Here is a 16,632-nt window from a genome sequence, read left to right as displayed (position 1 = left end):
GCGCTAGGCGATTAATGGTTGCTGCCCAGCTGTGGCGATATTGAGCAGAACCTGATGCAAGTCAATAATGCCGGTTTGGATCTGGTCAATTAGTTCATGCAACTGCACAGTACTTAACTCGGTTACTGCTTGCTCGGTAATCAAATGCTGTAATTGATGTACCTGCTGCAAGATGGCCGGGCTATTCGGTAAGGCTTTGCCTGAGGCCGCGATGCGGTGCAGACAATAACTTACTGAGCGTGGAAAATCGGCATAGCATAACAGATAATCAATTGCATCGGCAGCCGCCCCAGCCAGATTATTGGCGATATAATATTGATAGGATTCCGCTCCGCCCAAGGCATTGAGAATGGAGATCCAACGAAAACGTGGCCGTTTTAACTGCGTGGGTTGTAAGGTTTGCAGCACCATCACGTCCATGATCCGCGTCACCATATCCGCACGCTCTAAATGACGACCTATAGTAAAAAGATCAAAAGCATCACCGCGTAACATGACGCTATCTAAGGTGCCAATGACCATTTGGCAACGACGACTGATTTCGGTCATCAATTGATAGCGCTGCTGGCGACTGACTGTTTCCACACATTGTCGCTGGACGAAACTGTCGAGTTTGTTTAGCTCTTCCCACATATCACGCGGCAGTAATTGTCGAATCGTTCGGGCGTTATAACGTAACTGACTGCAGGCATTACGGATAGAAACGGGGCTGTCGATATTGCTGATCAGGTGTTGCATCACCGCTTGTTCAATTTGCGCTAATTGTTGCCGATTTTGATGCTCCAAGCCATAACTGGCCAGTACCTTCGCACTGTCTTGTCCCATCACCTCGAGTAACACCGGCCAGCCAAACTCAGTATCTTTATGGCTGTCGATCAGTAAGTGGCTGGTGGCATTGACTAAACGAGCAGTATCGTCGAGCCGTTCTAAATAACGGCCCAACCAAAATATATTTTCTACGGATCTTGCTAACATTGCTTAGCCCTCATCATTGATGATCCAGGTGTCTTTACTACCGCCACCTTGTGAAGAATTAACGACCAAAGAGCCTTTGGTCAGTGCGACACGGCTTAAACCGCCAGTGGAGCAATACAACTCGGCACCCTGTAAAATAAAGGGGCGAAGATCTAAATGGCGTGGTTCTAACATCCCCTCACAAAGCGTTGGTGCCGTTGACAGGTTGAGTGTGGGCTGGGCAATAAAATTACGTGGGTTGGCTTTAATGGCCATGGCCATCTCATCGCGCTCGCTTTGGCTGGCACGAGGGCCAATTAAAATACCGTAACCGCCAGACTCGTTTGCGGGTTTCACCACCAGCTTATCTAAATTGGCTAACACAAAGCTGCGTTGCAAGGGATCTTGGCACAAGTAGGTTTCGACATTTTGTAGCAGCGGCTCTTCACCTAGATAATACTGAATAATCTTCGGCACGAACGAATAAATCACTTTATCATCGGCCACCCCTGACCCCGGTGCATTGGCAATGGCCACCAAGCCTTTGCGCCAAACGGCAATCAATCCTGGGATCCCCAACACGGAATCGGGTCTAAAGGCTTGCGGATCGATAAAAATGTCATCGATTCGTCGGTAAATCACATCAACTTGGCGTTTGCCACGCAGCGTTTTTAGCCAGACACGGTCATCTTCAACGAATAAATCATGGTTTTCAGCCAACTCTACGCCCATTTGTTGTGCTAAAAAGCTGTGTTCAAAGTAAGCTGAGTTATAAATACCGGGCGTAAGTACCACGATGCAGGGCGGGACATGTTCTCCTCGTGGCGATAATGATGCCAGCATTTGCCATAATTGCGCGGGATAATCATCTACCGGCACAATAGTAGAGTCGGCGAACAATTCGGGAAACACGCGTTTCATCACGGTGCGGTTTTCCAGCATGTAAGATACCCCTGATGGTACTCGTAGGTTATCTTCTAACACTAAAAATTGGCCATGCTCATCACGCACCAAATCGGTGCCACAAATGTTTGCCCAGACACCATGGATCGGTGATACGCCCTGACATGGTGCAAGAAAGTTTTTAGAGTCGAGTATTAATTCTGCCGGCACAATGCCTTGTTTGAGGATTTTCTGCTCGTTGTATAAATCATCAATAAACAGATTAAGTGCAGCTAAGCGTTGTTTTAAACCGGCGCTAGTGCGTTGCCATTCTGAGCTTGGGATGGTTCGTGGGATCACATCTAATGGCCAAGCGCGGTCGATATTCGCCCCGTCTGCATATAAGGTAAAGCAGACCCCCATATCGCTAATTGTTTGATTTAGTTGTAGTTGTCTTTTGCACAGTTCTAAATCACCATGTTTAGCAATAAAGCGGGCAATCGCAGAGGCGGGCGGTCTGGCACTACCATCGGTAGCGACTAATTCATCAAAACAATTTTTTAAAAGGGGGTAGCGGCCCCCGGTAAAATTTTCCAGACTCATGCACAGCTCCTTGCACTTCTGAGCCGATAGCAACGGGCTATCGCTTTAGTTTGTACAAGAAGCATAGCAAAGCTTATGCCAGCGCGAGCGCAAGTATAAAAAAGCCCCGCGGTTTTCACCAGCGGGGCTTGTTATGCGCTTACAGCTTAGTTTTTAGCAGCAGCGGCTTTCTTTTCTTTTTCTTTAGCGATGACGGCTTCCGCTACGTTAGATGGACACGGTGAGTAGTGCGAGAACTCCATAGAGAACTGACCACGACCTGATGTCATCGTACGTAATGTACTGATGTAACCAAACATTTCTGACAATGGTACGTCAGCTTTGATACGAACGCCTGTTACACCCGCTTCTTGACCAGAGATCATGCCACGACGACGGTTTAAGTCACCGATAACATCACCTACGTGATCTTCCGGCGTGAACACGTCAACTTTCATGATTGGCTCAAGCAGTTGTGCGCCTGCTTTCGGGATTGACTGACGGAATGCACCTTTAGCCGCGATTTCAAACGCGATGGCTGATGAGTCAACGGCGTGGAAACCACCGTCAAATACTTCAACTTCTACGTCTAATACTGGGAAGCCCGCTAAAGTACCGGTAGACATCATAGAGGCAAAGCCTTTCTCGATGGCTGGCATAAATTCTTTTGGTACGCTACCACCTACAACAGTAGAAACGAACTTGAAGCCAGAGTTTTGCTCGCCCGGACGGATGCGGTAGTCGATTTTACCGTACTGACCTGAACCACCAGATTGCTTCTTGTGCGTGTAGCTATCTTCGATTTCACGGGTAATGGTTTCGCGGTAAGCAACCTGTGGTTGACCTACAACTAATTCAACACCGTAAGTACGCTTTAAGATGTCTACTTTGATGTCTAAGTGTAATTCACCCATACCTTTCAGGATGGTTTCACCAGAATCAACATCGGTTTCAACACGGAACGTTGGATCTTCAGCAACCATCTTACCGATAGCGATACCCATCTTCTCAACTGAACCTTTATCTTTTGGTGTAACAGAGATAGAGATTACTGGTTCTGGGAATACCATTGGCTCAAGGGTACAAGGGTGCTTCGGATCACACAGCGTGTGGCCTGTTTGCGTGTTGTTTTTCATACCAACGATAGCAATGATGTCACCGGCTTGCGCAGTAGTCAGGTCAGTACGATCGTTTGCTTGCATCTCAACCATACGGCCGATACGCTCGGTTTTACCCGTGAATGAGTTAAGGATAGTGTCGCCTTTGTTCAATACGCCAGAGTAGATACGCACGAAAGTCAGGGCGCCAAAACGGTCATCCATGATTTTGAACGCTAAAGCGCGGAATGGCTCATCTGGAGAAACGATAGCAGAATTACCTGTTTCGTTACCTTCTTCGTCAGTCAGTGGCTGAGGGATAACCTCAGTAGGTGACGGTAAGTAATCAACAACGGCGTCTAACAATAATTGCATGCCTTTGTTTTTGAAAGCAGAACCACAGTAAGTTGGGAAGAAGGCTAAATCACGAGTACCTTTACGGATACAACGCTTAATGTCTTCTAATGAAGGCTGTTCGCCTTCCATGTAGGCCATTAACAGGTCATCGTCTTGCTCAACAGCAGTTTCGATTAACTGTTCGCGATACATCGCAACGTCATCAGCCATGTCAGCTGGAATATCAGTAATGGTGTAGTTTTCTGGTAAACCCGTTTCATCCCAGATGTACGCTTTTTCAGTTAACAGGTCAACTACACCTTTAAAGGTGTCTTCGCGACCGATAGGTAACACCATGATTAATGGCTTAGCACCTAACACTTTCTTAACTTGTTCAGTTACGCGGATGAAATCAGCGCCGATACGGTCAAGCTTGTTAACGAAGATCAGACGTGATACTTCAGCGTCGTTAGCATAACGCCAGTTAGTTTCTGATTGCGGCTCAACACCACCAGAACCACAGAATACGCCAACACCGCCGTCTAATACTTTTAATGAACGATATACTTCAACAGTGAAGTCAACGTGTCCCGGGGTATCGATAACGTTGAAACGGTAGCCTTTCCAGAAACAGCTAACCGCTGCTGACTGGATAGTAATACCGCGCTCGGCCTCTTGTTCCATGAAGTCGGTAGTTGATTCACCTTCGTGAACTTCGCCTAACTTATGGATTTTACCGGTCAGTTTCAGGATACGTTCGGTAGTCGTGGTTTTGCCGGCATCAACGTGGGCGAAGATACCAATATTTCTGTATAAGGATAAATCTGCTGACATAGTCATCTCTATAAGCTAGGGGTTTGAAAATAGTGCGACAATATACAGGATTTTTAAATGTTTTGCAGAAAAAATTATTGTCACAGGCTAATTTCTTTACTGATACTGTCAACTGACAGTTACAGACTTTTTCAGTAACAGCAAAGACATGACGGTAATTGACTTTTATAATGCGCTAAATTTCAGGTCAAATTTTTCAATAACGGTGTGCGCTAGCAGCAATAAGTCGTATCGCCTCGTCAGCCAGTGGGTTACCATCACTAAGCTATTTATCACGATGCTCCAGTGAGCAGAGAAAGCGCCATGTCAAACAGTGCCAGTTTAACCGACAGTCTGATGGATCACTTTGTTGCCAAACCCTGTGCGGCGAGTGTTGATATTTTATATCAAGATGCAGACATGTTAGTGATCAACAAACCCAGTGGTTTATTAAGTTTATCGGGTAAAAACCCACTTAATTGGGATTCGGTGCATTACCGTTTAGTAAATGGTCAGCAGGACATCAGCCCTGCATTTGCGCAAGCTAAATTGCCGCACCGCTTAGATTACGGCACCTCAGGTATTATGTTGGTGGGGCTAACAGAGCAGGCTACCCAGCATTTAAACCGACAGTTTCAAATAAGAGCCGTGCAAAAACGCTATTTGGCGATGCTCGATGGTTGGCTAACGGCGGACGAAGGCATGATTAGTGCGGCGATAGTCAAAGATAAACACGGTTTTGGGCGAGTCAGAATATGTGCTGATACCGGTATGGCCGCTTTGAGTCAATTTCGCGTGCTTAAACGGTTAAATGATCCACCGCGAAGCTTAGTGGCATTTACGCCACACACCGGGCGAACCCACCAGTTACGCATTCATAGTCAGAGTATCGGTCATCCTATTTTAGGTTGTGATTTATATCACAACACACAAAGTCATCAGATGGCTGAGCGTTTATTACTGCATGCCAGTGATATCGACTTTGAGCATCCCACTCGTTTACAGCCCATGCATTGGCATTGTCCAAGTCCATTTTAAGCGTGAATAAAGCCTGCTGGGGTGAGCAAAAAAATTTAGTTGTTGGTTAAGTTGAATTTCGTTAAAGATGCTTAATACTAGAACAACAAATAACGTTGCCGATGAGAAAAAGCATGACGATGAACAAAAGAGGTGGGTTGTGGATTTTGCTGTGGTTGGTTGCCTGCTCTGGGGCAATTAATGCACAAAGTGTGGTCGAGCCGTCTGCACAGCCGCTAGCAATAAATGAAACCTACAGTGACGATTCGCCAGAGGTGGATGAAAACACCCTATTAATAGATTGCCCTCATTTTACTGATTTATTTACGTTGTTGCCTGACGCCTTAATTGATGAAGCGATTAGCGAGCACTATTGGGATTGTGATGCGGTGTTACCTACAGCATCTTCAACTTTTATGAGTGCTGATCAACAGAGCGTTTGGACGTTTTCGGTAATGGCTTTAGATCTGGATGTGATGCCTGCTTTGCAACGCTGGGATCGGGCTGAGGCGGATGCCACTCAAAAAGCTTTTTTTAAAAAAGCGCTGCAAGCCAACATTGATTTGCAATTACAGCTTTATCGCAACTGCCTAAATTATTTAGAGCAGACGGGCTTACCGGTATGGCATGCTACTTATCAAGCTAACACCCCGCGTTATAGTATTTGTATTGGTAGTGATGCGCAAAAAGCTGAAGATGGGCTGTGGTTTGCTCGCGCGGTAACGCCCCGTTATTTATTCACATTACAAATTGAAGGGGCAAAAGCGGCGCAATTTGCCACAGCAGAGGCTGCGGCTGAGTATATGGCAGAGCTATTTACATCGTTTCGCTAATTTTGGTGCGTCATGCGAAAAAAAACAGGCAGCCGGAGCTGCCTGTTAGTATTTTGTACATCTGCAAAAATTATTCTGCAATCGACGCCCATAAGTCATATTCATCGGCTTCGTCTACTACTGCATCAATCAGATCGCCAGGTTTGACGTTAGTTAAACCGTTTAAATACACCGCACCATCAATTTCTGGCGCATCAGCAAAACTGCGGCCAATGGCGCCTTCTGCGTCAACTTCATCAATCAGTACTTTAATGGTTTTGCCCACTTTCGCTTGTAACCGCGCCGCACTGATCGCTTGTTGTTTTAACATAAAGCGATCGTAACGCTCGTCCATTACCGCTTGTGGCACAGGGTCAGCAAGCTCATTGGCTTTTGCACCTTCGACCGGGCTGTATTTAAAACAGCCTACGCGATCAAGCTGCGCTTCATCTAACCAGTCAAGTAACATTTGGAAATCTTCTTCGGTTTCACCTGGGAAGCCGACAATAAAGGTTGAACGGATGGTCAGTTCTGGGCAGATAGTGCGCCATTTTTTAATGCGCTCTAATACACGTTCGGCTTGGCCTGGGCGCTTCATCAGTTTTAAGATGCGCGGGCTGGCATGTTGAAACGGGATATCTAAATAAGGTAACACCTTACCCTCAGCCATTAACGGGATAATATCGTCAACATGCGGGTAAGGATAAACGTAGTGCAACCGCACCCAAATACCCATTTCACCTAGTGCTTCACACAGTGACTGCATCGAGGTTTTCACCGGTTGGCCATTCCAAAAGCCGGTGCGGTGTTTTACATCTACGCCATAAGCGCTGGTGTCTTGTGAAATGATCAGTAGCTCTTTTACGCCCGCATTTTTTAAGCGCTGCGCTTCATCTAACACTTCACCCACCGGCCGGCTGACTAAATCACCGCGCATCGATGGAATAATGCAGAAGGTACAGCGGTGATTACAACCTTCCGAAATTTTTAAATAGGCATAGTGTTTAGGGGTAAGTTTAACTCCGTGATCCGGTACCAGCATGGTGAAGGGATCGTATTTTGGCTTGGGTACAAACTCGTGAACTTGCTTTAACACGTTTTCATAACTGTGCGGCCCAGTAATGCCTAGCACGTTCGGGTGCACTTGACGAATTTCATCTTCGCGCGCGCCTAAACAGCCGGTGACAATTACATTACCGTTTTCCGCTAAAGCTTCGCCGATGGTTTCCAGTGACTCTTGTACGGCCGAATCAATAAAGCCGCAGGTGTTTACAATAACTAACTGGGCATCATCATAGCTGGGTACGATGTTATAACCTTCAGCTTTTAATTGCGTTAAGATCCGCTCAGAATCGACCAAGTTTTTTGGACAGCCTAAGCTCACAAAGCCGATGGTATTGTTGCCCTTGTGCGCGCTGCCGGCTTGGTCAGTCAGGCTTTTGCGAGGCGTATCGAGGGTCGTGGTTTGGCTTGGATCAAAGGTTTGAACAGTCATAGTGTCTCTTAGATTGGGCGTTTCCTGAAAAAAGTCGGCGGATTATACCTGATACGTAGCAAAGTTACAGGGGTTGCTGACTAAAAAATGAACACTGGTGTCAGTTATTGCAGCGGAAAATAAGGCGAAGCAGGCTTTATTGATGCGTAAAGGCGTTGCGGATGAAATAAGATCATACGGGCATCGCCCGCATGATCGAAGAGGGGTGGTTAAACTTTGTAAGGCATCGCGCCTAAATAGTCTTTTTTACCGACATCCACACCGTTATGGCGCAAGATGGCGTAAGCAGTGGTGATATGAAAATATAAATTAGGCAGTATATGTTGCATTAAAAATTCTTCACCGGTCAGGTATTTTCCTTCCCAACGGGGCTGGCTGACGTGCTGCGTGGCGGCGCTGGCAAAGTCGGTTTCTTTAAAGCTGGCTAAGTACGCGACAGTGTCATTGATGCGCTGCGTCAGTTGCTCAAGTGTACTCTCGTCATCGCCATGCTTAGGTGCATGTTCGACTTGGTTGGTCAAGCGCGCAACACCTAGCTTCGCGGTATCACAGGCAATTTGTACTTGGCGGATCAACGGAAATTGGTCAGGGGCTAAACGCGCATTTAACAGCACGCTCATATCAATTTTTTTGCTAAGTGCATAAGCGCTGCTTTTATCTAAGATGTGCTGTAGGTTATGTAACATTTTAGTGGCTTGGGTAATGCTCAATTGAAAATACATGGGGTTGGCCTCGGGCTGGGTTAATAATCAGTGTGATAGAACAGCTTAAATGGTCAGTTGGTATTGGCTGCGGTTTTGTTCATAGCTGTTACGTTAGATGTGGCTGCACTATGCGGTGTTTTAGTGCGTTTAACAATGTTACGGCGTGATTTCTTTATTTGCCATCGAGGGTTGTGGTTTGGTAAATAAACAGAAGTATAAAGTGAATATCTGGCGCCTTTAGCCATTTTCAACGATTGACAGCACAAAATAGCCGTAATCAGTGCTTGAGGTGCTTATTCCAAAATTTAACAAGCAATTCTTGAGATCTGGTTAATACTTAGCACTGTACTTTGCACTGTTGGATTTTTTAGCACACAGGAGTTTTTATGATTAACGCATACGCTGCAATGAAAGCCCATGGCAAACTTGAACCTTGGCAATATGATCCAGGCGCATTAGCGCGCGATCAAGTCGAGATTGATGTGGATTATTGCGGCATCTGTCACTCTGACATTTCAATGTTAAATAATGAATGGGGTATGTCGAGTTACCCGCTGGTGGCTGGGCATGAAGTGGTGGGCCGCATTGCTGCGGTTGGCGCCGATGTGACCCACTTAAAAATAGGGCAAGTGGTCGGCTTAGGCTGGCATTCTGATTACTGTAAGGTCTGTAGCACCTGTGGTAGTGGCGATCACAACCTTTGCGCCAGTGCGCAAGGTACTATCGTAGCCCATTATGGTGGCTTTGCCGATAAAGTACGGGCCAATGCCAGTGCGGTGATCCCATTGCCAGAGGGCATGGATGCAAAAACCGCAGGCCCGTTGTTTTGCGGTGGTATTACGGTGTTTAACCCGATGGTGCAGTTTGACGTTAAGCCAACCGATAAAGTGGCGGTTATTGGTATTGGTGGCTTAGGGCATTTGGGCTTGCAGTTTTTACGGGCTTGGGGCTGTGAAGTCACGGCTTTTACTTCGAGCGACAGTAAAGCCGCTGAAGCGAAAGAATTAGGTGCGCATCATTGCATTAATTCTCGCAGCGCCGTAGACATTGAGCAAGCGGCTGGCAAGTTTGATTTTATTATTTCTACCGTCAATGTGAAGCTTGATTGGAACTTGTATTTAGGTACTTTAAAACCGAAAGGCCGTTTGCATTTTGTCGGCGCAACGCTAGAGCCGTTAGATTTGAATGTGTTTAGTTTGATTATGGCGCAGCGTTCGGTATCAGGCTCACCGGTGGGAAGCCCTGCAACCATTGCCAAGATGCTCGATTTTGCCGTGCAACATGACATTAAACCGGTGGTTGAAACCTTTAAATTTAGTCAGATCAACGAAGCCTTAGCGCACCTCGAAAGTGGTAAAGCGCGTTATCGTATCGTGTTAGAACGTTAAACCACTTTAACTTGCTGTTAAGCGGCTTACAACGAGCTTAACAGCAAGACTAACGCTGCGCCATGCTGGGCAGAAAATTGCGAACGCTGGCCATACAAATTAACAATGGCTGTCACATCTTCATGTTCTGCTTGATCAAAACTACGACGCAGCCCCATATGCCATTCAGGAAATTGCCGTTCGCTGACGGTATTTTGAAAAATCAATCGCACGTGGTGATGCCGCTTATCTCGTTGGATCCGCGCATAAGTGAGCTCAACATCCCGTTTTGGCCCTTCAAGCAGTTGTAAAAAATGCTGCTCCGTGGCGAGCAGCAAACCGGTGATGTGGTGTAACCGATTATTTCGCTCTGCTTGCTGATGAATTTCAGCAATACAGTCAGCGGTTATGTCCGTTTGGGCAGTACTGACATAGGCAAGTTGTAATAACGGTTGCTCTGGCATGCTGATCTCAATTATCGGTATTTACGTTGCGCTTTGCGTTTACGCTCGGCTTCTCGCTCGGCTTTGTCTTTGGCTTTCGCCGCTTCATCGGCCTTGGCATCAATTTGCTCTTGGCTAACCATCTCTGGGGTTTCTAGCGTAATGGGGCCTAAGTTACCGGCGCGCAGTTCAGTGATCAGGATAGTGCCGGCTTTTTCTAGATCGACCACGCCACCTTTGCGCATACAGCCACGACGAATGCCAATCGCATCTAATAGCGCCAGATCATTTTCCGGTTGCTCGGTTAAATCAAAGCGCTGCATCACTGCAGCAGGGTAGGCTTGTAACAAATAATCAGCCGCAAACAGCGCAATATCGGCATACTCAAACACCGTATCTTTGATGGCGCCGGTCACGGCTAAGCGATAGCCACAGGTAGGCGGGCTCAGTTTCGGCCATAAAAAGCCCGGCGTGTCGGTTAAAATCACATTGTTATCCAGCTTAATACGCTGCTGTGTTTTGGTCACGCCAGCTTCGTTGCCGGTTTTGGCGATAGTCCGCCCAGCGAGGGTATTAATTAACGTGGACTTACCCACGTTAGGTATCCCCATAATCATAGCTCGAGCGCCTCGGATCTCCAGGTTACGCTCTGGCAGCATGTCATTACACAGCTGTAATAGGGCGCGAATATGTTCAGGATTTTGCTGACTGATCGGGATGGCTTTCACGCCGCTTTGACTGTCAAAGTGCTGAACCCAACGCTGGGTAAGCGCAGGATCGGCCAGATCGGCTTTGTTTAACACTTTAATACAGGGCGTATTACCGCGCAGTTGCGGCACCAGCGGGTTTTCACTGGAAAACGGAATACGGGCATCGAGCATTTCGATAATGATATCGACTTGCGGCATTACTTCGGCGATTTCTTTGCGGGCTTTGTGCATATGGCCCGGAAACCAGTTAATAGACATGACAGTTCCTTTGGCGTTAAAAACGCGCCAGTAATTCGCGACGATAATCGGCTAGATTGATGTTTAAGCCTGCCGCGTTCAGTTTATCTTGCAGTTTGTTGGCGGCCAAATTGAGCTCGGACATCATCAAAGTATTATCATCCAATTGCCACACCAGTTTTGATGCTTCGTAGCTGTAAGCCAATATTAATAGTGCAATGACATCATTTTGTTCGGCGGCCGCGTCAATAGCGCGCTGCTTACGTTGGATTAAATTTAATTCGTGTTTCAGATCCCAAATGTAGGCCACATCATGAAAATAAGGATGCGTTTTTAAACGTTTCAAACTGAAACCGACCACTAAACAGCCGATCACCACACCACTAAAATTTAGCCAAAAATTTGAACCTGTTCCGGTTGCGAACAGTGCGATCAGTAAGGTCGAGCTGCCTAAACTGATCAGTAACAATGCGATAATGCTTGAAACAGTAATGCGGTTTAGACGTTGGCGATAGCGATGTTTTTCAATAACACGTAATTGCATGATGACTCGTTCATTTGTTAGCGGGGTTAAACCAACGACACGCCGCAGCCAGAAAAAGGGCAAACTGCGGCACAATCTAGGTTATGGCTGTGCGACTTCAGGCGGTTGATAACGGCGAATTTGCAGTATTATGCCTAATTTAGGATGATCCATATAATGAATTTCGCCACTGATCACCCGTCGGCTTTGTTTCACATTGATACTTTGTAGGGCGCCATTATGCATTCTGCGCAGATTAAAGTCTGTATTGACAAACAGATAATGATCTAAATGCAGTTTAAATAAACCATCCAGTTGCCATACTTCCGTCGGTAAATTGGCCTGGCTTTGTACGTTGCTGCTATTGTCGATTGCCGCTGTGCTGCTGGGTTGATCCAACGATACTCCCGCGGCCAGTTGTTGGCGGCGGCTATTAATTTGCTCAAGCACGCTGGTCACGTCGCTGGCATTGGCCGCAACTTGGGTGTCATTCACCGGGGTATCATCTTGCTCAGAGGTGATGGGCTGTCCCCAATAATCAAAACGCTGGCTGAAGTTTTCACCGGCAAACCAACGGCTGGGGATCGCTCGGCGCTCGGTGACAGGTGCTTGACGCCATACCGTATGCAACAGCACTTGTTGCTGGCGTTGTCGGCGCAGTTTAGCGACCACATCAGTTAAAGCAAAGGCTTCGGGCTCGGCTAAAAAGGGCACGCCTTGAAACTCGCCGCGACCGGCTAAGGTATGGGGCAGCCGTGAGGGCCAAGGCACCTTATTGCTGAGCCATTTTTCAGGAAACAACGCCAGACGCTGCCAAGCCAACGGCTGGGTTTCCTGTTGGCACATCAGTTTATGGGGGGGCTGCCAATTACTTGGAAACACACTGCTTGCTGCTGTATTTAACGGTGCTGGGCTGCAATCTTCTAAAGCACTGACTAGCGGCTGAATAATCGGATTATACAAAGGAGACACCAAATCAATAATGCGGCCCAAGCGAATTGGCGTAACCTGCTCGGGAAAATGTTCGCGTAATTGGCTATCGCCTGTGCGTTCAAAAACAATCAGTTCTACTTCAAACCAGCGCTCATTGGCTTGCAGCAACATGGTGTTCAGTAACAGACATCCGGTCAGCAATAGCCGAACTTTCATGCGTTTCCTACCTTATGTTTGGTAAAGTCAGCCAACATCGAGCCGATGAGGCTGAGTCGATCTTTATGATCCTCTGCGGCAATACTAAAACGCAGTTTTTGCCCGCCTTCCAGTTTAAAGACGCGCGATTGGGTTTGGATCAACGTAATAATGTAACTTGGATTGACCAAGGTTTTCTCGGCGAATTCTACCACACCACCTTTGCTATTGGCTTCTATCCGTTTAATACCCAGAGCCTGTGCTTGCAATTTTAACTCAGCAACGGCCACTAAGTTTTTCGCCGCATCGGGTAATAATCCGAAACGGTCGATTAACTCGACCTGAACTTCATCGATCTCTTCTGGGTTTTTGGCACTGGCCAGTTTTTTATAAAATGATAGCCGTAAATTGACATCAGGGATGTAGCTCTCTGGAAACAGCGCAGGCAGTTTAAAATCCATTTCAGTTTGTTGGCTGAGCATGGCTTCAAGGCTGGGTACTCGCCCCGCTTTTAAGGCTTGCACGGCTTCTTCGAGCATTTCCATATACAAACTAAAACCGACCGATTCAATTTGACCACTTTGTTCATCGCCTAATAACTCACCTGCGCCACGAATTTCTAAATCGTGCGTCGCTAAAGCAAAACCGGCACCCAAGTCTTCTAAACTGGCGATGGCTTCTAAGCGTTTTTCGGCATCTTTAGATAAACGCTTGGGCGGTGGGGTCATTAAATAGGCATAGGCCTGATGATGGGAGCGGCCAACCCGGCCCCGCAATTGATGTAACTGCGCCAAGCCAAAGTTATCCGCACGGTTAATAATGATGGTATTGGCTGTGGGCACATCGATGCCAGTTTCGATAATAGTGGAGCACAGTAACAGGTTAAAACGCTGATGATAAAAATCAGCCATAATTTGTTCGAGCTCGCGTTCACGTAGCTGACCATGGGCAATGGCGATATTCGCTTCAGGGATCAGCTCTTGTAAATCGGCTGCCATTTTTTCGATAGAGGCAACATCATTGTGTAAAAAGTACACCTGACCACCCCGTAAGATCTCGCGCATCACCGCTTCGCGTAGCAAGCCGTTTTCGTATTCGCGCACAAAGGTTTTCACGGCTAAACGCCGCGCGGGTGGGGTGGCGATAATCGACAGATCACGCATGCCCGACATAGACATATTTAGCGTACGCGGAATGGGCGTGGCGGTTAAGGTTAAAATATCAATATTGGCGCGCAGCGCTTTAATTTTCTCTTTTTGGCGTACACCAAAACGGTGTTCTTCATCGACAATCAGCAGGCCTAAATCGTGCAGTTTAATATCATCTTGCAGCAGTTTGTGCGTACCAATAACAATATCAACTTTACCGTTACTGACATCTTCTAATATGGCTTTTTGCGCTTTGGGGCTAACAAAGCGTGACAGCACCTCAACTCGCACCGGCCAATTAGCAAAACGATCTTTAAAGTTTTCAAAATGTTGTTGTGCAAGTAAGGTAGTTGGTACCAACAAAGCCACTTGCTTACCGCCGTTAACCGCAACAAAGGCGGCGCGCATAGCCACTTCGGTTTTACCAAAGCCGACATCACCACACACTAGGCGATCCATCGGTTGCGGTTGCTGCATATCCTGCAATACGGCATTAATGGCGTCGAGCTGATCGGCTGTTTCTTCAAACGGGAAGCTGTCGGCAAAAGCCGCGTAGTCATTTTCATCCAGTTTAAAGGCATGGCCCTGATGTGCGGCACGCTGCGCATAGACATCGAGTAATTCTGCTGCAACATCACGCACCTTTTCAGCAGCCTTACGGCGGGCTTTTTCCCAAGTATCATTACCGAGTTTGTGCAAGGGGGCATGTTCGGCATCGCTGCCTGAGTAACGACTTAACAGATGCAGTGATGACACCGGTACATACAGTTTGCTACTGCCGGCATATTCAATGGTCACAAATTCAGCACTAATGCCATTGGCATCCAGCACCTGCAAGCCTTGATAACGGCCAATACCATGTTGTAAATGCACAATAGGTTGACCAAGGCTTAATTCGGCCAGATTACGAATGATGGTATCGGAAGAAATTTGCTGGCTTTTCTTACGACGCCTGCGCTGGCTAATTTTTTGGCCAAATAGCTCGTTTTCGCTGATCAGGGCTAGCGGCGGTGTGGTGTTAACGAAAGTACCTTGATCCAGGGTTCCGACCAACACGGCAATATCTTGCTGTTGCGTTAGAAACTGCGCCAAGCTACTGGTTTGCGGCAGATGCACGGCGGCCTTGTGCAGCAGCTGCAATAAACTTTCACGACGACCTTCACTTTCCACTAAAAATAGCGCGCGGCCTTGCTGCTTTTTTAACGCCGTTAAAAAGTTTAAAAGGGCTTCTAGCGGATTTTTCAGCTGATGATTAATATTAAGATCAGGCAGGTTAGCAATTGGCGCATTGATGTGACCATTTTTAAGCGTTAACTCTGCACGGCTTAAACGTAACCTAGGGTAAGCTTTTAGCGCGGCAAACAGCTCATCGGTGGCTAAATACAATTCGGTCGGTTGTAAAATGGGCCGCAGTAAATCAATGGCTCGATCTTGATAGCGACGTTTTAACTCTAGCCAAAACTGATTGGCGCTGTGCTCGATATCACCACAGGTTAAAATATGCGAGTTAGCCGGTAAGTAACTGAATAAACTTGAGGTATCTTCAGCAAATAGCGGTAAATAATATTCAATACCGGCCGGTAAAATACCTTGGGTGACTTGCTGATATAAGGATTCTTTTTCATTGCGAGCGGCAAAGCGTTCGCGATAACGCAAACGAAAGCGTTCAATCGCCGCCTTGTCGGTTGGAAACTCATGTGCCGGCAAGAGCGAAATCTGTTTTACTTTATCTAAACTGCGCTGCGTGTCAGGATCAAAGGTGCGAATGGCATCCACTTCATTATCAAAAAAGTCGATGCGATAAGGCTGCGTTGCGCCCATCGGATACAAGTCTAGTAAGGAGCCACGAACAGAGAACTCGCCATGCTCCATAACTTGATCGACATGTCGATAGCCCACCGCGGCTAATTGCTGCTTAAAAGCACTTAAATCGGTTTGTTGTTGCTCGGCCAAAATAAAACTGTGTTGCTCTAAATGGGCACGACCAGCAATTTTCAATAACAAGGTACTCACCGGCACTATCACTAAGGCATGACTGAGCCGAGGCAATTGATACAGCGTGGTTAAACGCTGAGAAATAATGTCCTGATGCGGCGAAAACATATCATAGGGCAGGGTTTCCCAATCGGGCAGCGTGAGAATGGGACACTTGGCGGGGTCAAGAAAGACCGTTAACTCTTGCTCTAAACGCATCGCTGCGGGGGTGTCTTGTACCACTAAGACACAGACACCTTGTTGCTGTGTGACATAGCTGCTGATGGCTAGAGGTAAGGCAGCGCCAGTCAGTTGGCCCCATGCTTGCTGATCAGTAGCGCCGCGTAATTGCGGTATCGAAGGAAAAACACTCATTGAATTATAAACTCGTATCCTGATTAATCGCGTTG

Annotated in this window: 13 protein-coding genes; 3 read left to right on the top strand and 10 right to left on the bottom strand. The window is 47.0% G+C overall.

Annotated elements, in window-relative coordinates; translation table 11 throughout:
• Window positions 1–3 precede the first annotated feature (3 nt).
• The 3 genes from JAO78_RS03880 to fusA all read right to left on the bottom strand — a co-directional run bounded on the left by JAO78_RS03880 (window position 4) and on the right by fusA (window position 4,685).
• The gene (locus JAO78_RS03880; protein WP_226750042.1) at window positions 4–975 is read right to left on the bottom strand and encodes an alpha-E domain-containing protein; all 972 of its coding nucleotides are present in this window, start codon (window positions 973–975) and stop codon (window positions 4–6) included.
• Window positions 976–978: 3 nt separating this feature from the next.
• On the bottom strand, window positions 979–2,439 hold the full coding sequence (locus JAO78_RS03875; RefSeq protein WP_226750041.1) for a circularly permuted type 2 ATP-grasp protein: 1,461 nt from the start codon (window positions 2,437–2,439) through the stop codon (window positions 979–981).
• 146 nt (window positions 2,440–2,585) lie between these two features.
• Window positions 2,586–4,685, bottom strand: a complete 2,100-nt coding sequence (gene fusA, locus JAO78_RS03870) for an elongation factor G (RefSeq protein ID WP_226750040.1) — start codon at window positions 4,683–4,685, stop codon at window positions 2,586–2,588.
• Window positions 4,686–4,988: 303 nt separating this feature from the next.
• Here fusA and JAO78_RS03865 point away from each other — a divergent pair, with 303 nt between their 5' ends.
• Window positions 4,989–5,702 carry an RluA family pseudouridine synthase gene (locus tag JAO78_RS03865; RefSeq protein ID WP_226750374.1) on the top strand — a complete coding sequence of 238 codons (714 nt, stop codon included), beginning with the start codon at window positions 4,989–4,991 and terminating at the stop codon, window positions 5,700–5,702.
• A gap of 113 nt (window positions 5,703–5,815) precedes the next feature.
• Window positions 5,816–6,514: a hypothetical protein gene (locus tag JAO78_RS03860; protein ID WP_226750039.1), complete on the top strand. Its 699-nt coding sequence runs from the start codon at window positions 5,816–5,818 to the stop codon at window positions 6,512–6,514.
• Window positions 6,515–6,584: 70 nt separating this feature from the next.
• On the opposite strand, the gene rimO is transcribed toward JAO78_RS03860, so the two are convergent.
• Both rimO and JAO78_RS03850 read right to left on the bottom strand, forming a co-directional pair.
• On the bottom strand, window positions 6,585–7,988 hold the full coding sequence (gene rimO / locus JAO78_RS03855) for a 30S ribosomal protein S12 methylthiotransferase RimO (protein ID WP_226750038.1): 1,404 nt from the start codon (window positions 7,986–7,988) through the stop codon (window positions 6,585–6,587).
• A 209-nt stretch (window positions 7,989–8,197) separates the two neighbouring features.
• Window positions 8,198–8,710 carry a DUF1993 domain-containing protein gene (locus JAO78_RS03850; RefSeq protein WP_226750037.1) on the bottom strand — a complete coding sequence of 171 codons (513 nt, stop codon included), beginning with the start codon at window positions 8,708–8,710 and terminating at the stop codon, window positions 8,198–8,200.
• A 368-nt stretch (window positions 8,711–9,078) separates the two neighbouring features.
• Here JAO78_RS03850 and ahr point away from each other — a divergent pair, with 368 nt between their 5' ends.
• Window positions 9,079–10,080, top strand: a complete 1,002-nt coding sequence (gene ahr, locus JAO78_RS03845; RefSeq protein ID WP_226750036.1) for an NADPH-dependent aldehyde reductase Ahr — start codon at window positions 9,079–9,081, stop codon at window positions 10,078–10,080.
• Window positions 10,081–10,106: 26 nt separating this feature from the next.
• Here the strand turns inward: ahr and JAO78_RS03840 are convergent, their stop codons facing one another.
• The 5 genes from JAO78_RS03840 to mfd form a co-directional block, all read right to left on the bottom strand.
• Window positions 10,107–10,523 (bottom strand): BLUF domain-containing protein, encoded by a 417-nt coding sequence (locus tag JAO78_RS03840; protein ID WP_226750035.1) that lies wholly within the window; start codon window positions 10,521–10,523, stop codon window positions 10,107–10,109.
• Between the two features lie 11 nt (window positions 10,524–10,534).
• A complete protein-coding gene (ylqF, locus tag JAO78_RS03835) occupies window positions 10,535–11,470 on the bottom strand; it encodes a ribosome biogenesis GTPase YlqF (RefSeq protein WP_226750034.1) in 936 nt (311 codons plus the stop codon).
• 16 nt (window positions 11,471–11,486) lie between these two features.
• Entirely contained in the window at window positions 11,487–11,993 is a 507-nt protein-coding gene (locus tag JAO78_RS03830; protein ID WP_226750033.1) for a DUF3087 family protein, read from the bottom strand.
• Between the two features lie 81 nt (window positions 11,994–12,074).
• Window positions 12,075–13,121 (bottom strand): CsiV family protein, encoded by a 1,047-nt coding sequence (locus JAO78_RS03825; protein WP_226750032.1) that lies wholly within the window; start codon window positions 13,119–13,121, stop codon window positions 12,075–12,077.
• Window positions 13,118–16,597, bottom strand: a complete 3,480-nt coding sequence (mfd, locus tag JAO78_RS03820) for a transcription-repair coupling factor (RefSeq protein WP_226750031.1) — start codon at window positions 16,595–16,597, stop codon at window positions 13,118–13,120. The genes JAO78_RS03825 and mfd overlap by 4 nt, the downstream gene beginning before the upstream one ends.
• Between the last annotated feature and the right edge of the window lie 35 nt (window positions 16,598–16,632).

The sequence above is a fragment of the Alishewanella maricola genome (genome assembly GCF_016343785.1).
GTDB classification, from domain to species: Bacteria; Pseudomonadota; Gammaproteobacteria; order Enterobacterales; family Alteromonadaceae; genus Alishewanella; species Alishewanella maricola.
This window is presented reverse-complemented; position numbering and strand designations above follow the sequence as displayed.

Excerpts from the sequence above, each read along its gene's own strand:
- ahr (WP_226750036.1), top strand. The coding sequence starts at position 9,079 with ATGATTAACGCATACGCTGCAATGAAAGCCCATGGCAAACTTGAACCT.
- JAO78_RS03830 (WP_226750033.1), bottom strand. The coding sequence starts at position 11,993 with ATGCAATTACGTGTTATTGAAAAACATCGCTATCGCCAACGTCTAAAC.
- rimO (WP_226750038.1), bottom strand. The coding sequence starts at position 7,988 with ATGACTGTTCAAACCTTTGATCCAAGCCAAACCACGACCCTCGATACG.
- JAO78_RS03880 (WP_226750042.1), bottom strand. The coding sequence starts at position 975 with ATGTTAGCAAGATCCGTAGAAAATATATTTTGGTTGGGCCGTTATTTA.
- JAO78_RS03850 (WP_226750037.1), bottom strand. The coding sequence starts at position 8,710 with ATGTATTTTCAATTGAGCATTACCCAAGCCACTAAAATGTTACATAAC.
- JAO78_RS03865 (WP_226750374.1), top strand. The coding sequence starts at position 4,989 with ATGTCAAACAGTGCCAGTTTAACCGACAGTCTGATGGATCACTTTGTT.
- JAO78_RS03860 (WP_226750039.1), top strand. The coding sequence starts at position 5,816 with ATGACGATGAACAAAAGAGGTGGGTTGTGGATTTTGCTGTGGTTGGTT.
- JAO78_RS03825 (WP_226750032.1), bottom strand. The coding sequence starts at position 13,121 with ATGAAAGTTCGGCTATTGCTGACCGGATGTCTGTTACTGAACACCATG.
- JAO78_RS03875 (WP_226750041.1), bottom strand. The coding sequence starts at position 2,439 with ATGAGTCTGGAAAATTTTACCGGGGGCCGCTACCCCCTTTTAAAAAAT.
- fusA (WP_226750040.1), bottom strand. The coding sequence starts at position 4,685 with ATGTCAGCAGATTTATCCTTATACAGAAATATTGGTATCTTCGCCCAC.
- JAO78_RS03840 (WP_226750035.1), bottom strand. The coding sequence starts at position 10,523 with ATGCCAGAGCAACCGTTATTACAACTTGCCTATGTCAGTACTGCCCAA.
- ylqF (WP_226750034.1), bottom strand. The coding sequence starts at position 11,470 with ATGTCTATTAACTGGTTTCCGGGCCATATGCACAAAGCCCGCAAAGAA.
- mfd (WP_226750031.1), bottom strand. The coding sequence starts at position 16,597 with ATGAGTGTTTTTCCTTCGATACCGCAATTACGCGGCGCTACTGATCAG.